Source organism: Streptomyces sp. NH27 (assembly GCF_056859195.1).
The window spans coordinates 1-3,617 of sequence record NZ_JACEGK010000671.1 but is presented as its reverse complement, the minus strand read 5'-3'; the positions used below and the strand labels follow the sequence as shown (position 1 = coordinate 3,617).

Here is a 3,617-nt window from a genome sequence, read left to right as displayed (position 1 = left end):
GACCCGGACCCGTACCGTTCGCCATCGGCGGCCCGCCTCGCGGCCCGACCCCGCCCATCGCCCCGTACACACACCTCAGCACACGCGCCACCCCCGCACCGTATCGCCTCCGAAGGCCCCGAAGGCCCGGCGCCCTGAAGGGAGCGGTTCGGGGGCACGCAAGGGAACCGCTCGGGGACCGGTTCAGCCTGCGGCCTTGGTGGACGGGGGCGGGGCGCCGCCTCGCGTGACCGCCCACAGCAGGAGCGCGAGCAGGCTGATCCCGGCGCCCAGCACGCACACGGCTGTCCAACCCGCCACCGCGTAGAGCGTGGTCGCGGCGACGGCGCCGGCGGCACTGCCGATCGAGTAGAAGACCATGTAGCCGCCGATCAGCCGGCTCCCCGCCTCCGGATGCAGTGCGTAGATCAGGGTCTGGTTGGTGACGTGGACCGCCTGGACGGCGAGGTCGAGGACGCTCACCCCGACGGCCAGCGCCCAGAGCGAGTGCCGGGTGAAGGCCAGGGGCAGCCAGGAGACGGCGAGCAGGGCCAGGCCGATGCCGGTGGTCCGCCGGGAGAAGCCGCGGTCGTTCAGCCGGCCGGCCGCGGTGGCGGCGAGGGCGCCTGCGGCTCCGGCCAGTCCGAACGCCCCGAGTTCGGTGTGTGACAAGGAGAGCGGGGGTGCGCTGAGCGGCAGCGCGACACTGCTCCACAGAACGCTGAAGGCGGCGAAGATCAGCAGGGCGAGCAGAGCCCGCACCCGTAGCAGTCGCTCGCGCGCGAACAACGTGACGGTGGAGCGCAGCAGTTGTCCATATCCGCCGGCCGTCGGGGTGGCAACGGTCCGGGGCCGGGACGGCAGCAGGTGGTGGAGGGCCAGCGCGAGCACGCAGGTGACAACCGCCGAGCAGAGGTAGACCGAGCGCCAGCCGGCGAGGTCGGCCAGGAGGCCGGACACGGAGCGGGCGAACAGGATGCCGGTGACCACGCCGCTGGTCACCAGGCCGACGACCTGCCCGCGTTCCTCGGGTGCGGCGAGGGAAGCGGCGAAGGCCACCAGCGTCTGGGTGACCACCGCGAGCAGTCCCACGGTGGCGAGTCCCACGAACAGCAGCGCCGCGCCGGCGGCGGTGCCGACCGCAGTCAACGCCGCGGCCAGCAGAAGGAGTTGCGCCACGACGAGGCGTCTGCGGTCGAGCAGGTCCCCCAGCGGCACGAGCAGGAACAGCCCCAGCCCGTAACCGACTTGGGTCAGGGTCACGACTGCGCCGACGGTCGCCGTGCCGATCGAGAAGTCGCGGCCCAGCGTCACCAGGAGTGGCTGCGCGAAGTAGACGTTGGCGACCGCCGTTCCGCAGGCCACCGCGAAGAGCAGGGTGACTCCCCTGGACAGCCTGAACCCGGACGTCCTCACGTCCGGCGCCGCGGCCTCGACCGCCATGACCCCGTGATCCCTTGCCACGCGAAGCCCCTCACACTCGGTTTCATCTTGCTACCAGTGGGACCGTAGCCGGAGGTGGTAGCATGTTGCAACCGACATGATGATGGAGGACGCCATGGTGGAGCGGACCCGCTTCGACGACAGCGACTGTCCCGTCGCACGGTCGGTCGACACGATCGGCGACTGGTGGTCACTGCTGATCGTGCGGGACGCCTTCGACGGCAGCCGCCGCTTCGGGGAGTTCCAGCGCAGTCTCGGCGTGGCGAAGAACATCCTCGCCGCGCGCCTGCGCGCCCTGGTCGCCGCCGGGGTCCTCGACACCGCCCCCGCCTCGGACGGCAGCGCCTACCAGGAGTACGTACTGACGCCGAAGGGCAAGGGCCTCTTCCCCGTCATCGTCGCGCTGCGGCAGTGGGGCGAGCAGAACCTCTTCACCCCCGACGAGTCGCACTCCGAACTGCTCGACCGCCGGCAGGGACACCCCTTGCGCGCGCTCGAGGTCCACGCCGCGGACGGACGACGGCTCGACGCCGACGACACCACCGTCAAGAAGGTCGGCTGACCGAACGGCTCACGACGCCGCGACTGGAGACGGCGGCGCGGCCCCGGCACGGGCGGCGGAACTCGGTGGCGGCACAGGCGGCGGAAGTCTAACGCGCCACGCGGTAGCGGTAGTAGACGACTTTCGAGCTGAAGGTGCGGGTCTCGACGAGTTCGAGATCCACCCGGCGCTCATGCTGGGGAAAGTACGGGGTGCCCCCGCCGACCAGCACCGGGTGGACCCTGACCCGGTACTCGTCGATCAGACCCGACGCCGCCACCTCGGCGGCGAGGGTCGCGCCGCCGATCGCGATGTCGCCCTCCCCCGGCTCGGCCCGCAACCGCTCGATCTCCTCCGCCAGGCCGCCGGAGGCCAGCCGCGCGTTGCCCTGCACCGCCGACAGCGTGGTGGAGAACACCACCTTGGGGAGCGGCTTCCAGAGCGCGGCCCACTCGAGCATCGAGTCGTCGAGCGACGGGTCCTGGTCGGCGGTCTCCCAGTACAGCATCGTCTCGTACAGCCGCCGTCCCAACAGGTGGACGCCGACTTCTCGTAGCTCGTCGGTGGCGAAGCGAAAGAGCTCCTCGTCGGGCGCCGTCCAGTCGAAGCCGCCGTCCGGCCCGACGATGTAGCCGTCAAGCGAGACGCCCATCGAATAGGTCACGCTGCGCATCAGAAGCCCTCCTCGGCAACGGGTTCGACCGTACGACCGCCGTACGCCGCAGGACTCATCGCAGCCCCACCTGATCGCCGACCCGAACGGACCGCCGCGGCACCCATCCACCAGCTGACGACCTGTGGTGCGATAGGCGACGCACCGTCTCGGACCTCGGAACGCGACACCGAGGCGCGACCCCCGCGCAGGGGTCAGGGGCGTACGGACGGTGACGGAAGGACGAGGACGACCTCGTCGATCTCCTCGCCCCGCGCATTCGCGTAATCCCGTTCGGTGCCGGTGACCGCGAAGCCGCACTTCTCCAGCACCCGGATCGAGCCGGCGTTGTCCGCGGCCGCGCGTGCGTGCAGGGGGCGCTCCGGCACCTCGGCGAGCAGTACGCGCAGCGCGGCGGTGGCCGCCCCGCGGCCCCAGTACTCCCGGCCGATCCAGTACGTGACCTCGCGCTCCTCCGGCGGCCCGAACACGGCCGCGTGCCCCACGACTTCACCGGCCGGACCGACCACCGTGCGTCCGACGACCTCCGGGTTCCGGCGGACCCGCTCCCAGTGGGCGTCGAAGCGGCCACGGTCCGACGGGTCCTCGGAGGTGAACGCCGCCATCCGCACGCCCTCGGGTTCCATCATCTGGGCGAAGAAGACGGGCAGGTCGCCGTCCTCCACCGCACGCAGCACCACGTTCATCGCGCCCTCCCGGCGGGTGATCGTCGGCGGCCGGACACGTACCGCGCCCGGAGCCTGAGCAGGCGCGGGCGGACCGGCCGGCCCCCGCCGCAGGGAGCATACCAACGGGCCGCAGACCCGCTCACTCGTTCCCGCCCGGTCCCCGCCCGGTCCCGCCCGGACCCACCTCGGAGGCGGGAAACCATCGGTCGTCGCAGTTCGGCGGCGCGCGGACGACGTTCGCCGGCACGGGACAGATGCCCACGACGGGCGCCCGACACCCGGCCCACCACCCTAATCGCACAGCCGATCGAAC

General features: G+C 71.9%; 4 protein-coding genes. 1 reads left to right on the top strand and 3 read right to left on the bottom strand.

Annotated elements, in window-relative coordinates:
- Positions 1-183: 183 nt before the first annotated feature.
- Positions 184-1,422 (bottom strand): MFS transporter, encoded by a 1,239-nt coding sequence (locus AC13HU_RS34145; protein ID WP_483045874.1) that lies wholly within the window; start codon positions 1,420-1,422, stop codon positions 184-186.
- A 115-nt stretch (positions 1,423-1,537) separates the two neighbouring features.
- Here AC13HU_RS34145 and AC13HU_RS34140 point away from each other — a divergent pair, with 115 nt between their 5' ends.
- Entirely contained in the window at positions 1,538-1,984 is a 447-nt protein-coding gene (locus AC13HU_RS34140; RefSeq protein ID WP_483045873.1) for a winged helix-turn-helix transcriptional regulator, read from the top strand.
- Between the two features lie 88 nt (positions 1,985-2,072).
- Here AC13HU_RS34140 and AC13HU_RS34135 read toward each other — a convergent pair whose 3' ends face one another.
- Positions 2,073-2,636: a dihydrofolate reductase family protein gene (locus AC13HU_RS34135; RefSeq protein WP_483045872.1), complete on the bottom strand. Its 564-nt coding sequence runs from the start codon at positions 2,634-2,636 to the stop codon at positions 2,073-2,075.
- A 194-nt stretch (positions 2,637-2,830) separates the two neighbouring features.
- The gene (locus tag AC13HU_RS34130; RefSeq protein WP_483045871.1) at positions 2,831-3,322 is read right to left on the bottom strand and encodes a GNAT family N-acetyltransferase; all 492 of its coding nucleotides are present in this window, start codon (positions 3,320-3,322) and stop codon (positions 2,831-2,833) included.
- Between the last annotated feature and the right edge of the window lie 295 nt (positions 3,323-3,617).

Coding starts and splice junctions, on each gene's coding strand:
- AC13HU_RS34145 (WP_483045874.1), bottom strand. CDS start 1,422: ATGGCGGTCGAGGCCGCGGCGCCGGACGTGAGGACGTCCGGGTTCAGG.
- AC13HU_RS34140 (WP_483045873.1), top strand. CDS start 1,538: ATGGTGGAGCGGACCCGCTTCGACGACAGCGACTGTCCCGTCGCACGG.
- AC13HU_RS34135 (WP_483045872.1), bottom strand. CDS start 2,636: ATGCGCAGCGTGACCTATTCGATGGGCGTCTCGCTTGACGGCTACATC.
- AC13HU_RS34130 (WP_483045871.1), bottom strand. CDS start 3,322: ATGAACGTGGTGCTGCGTGCGGTGGAGGACGGCGACCTGCCCGTCTTC.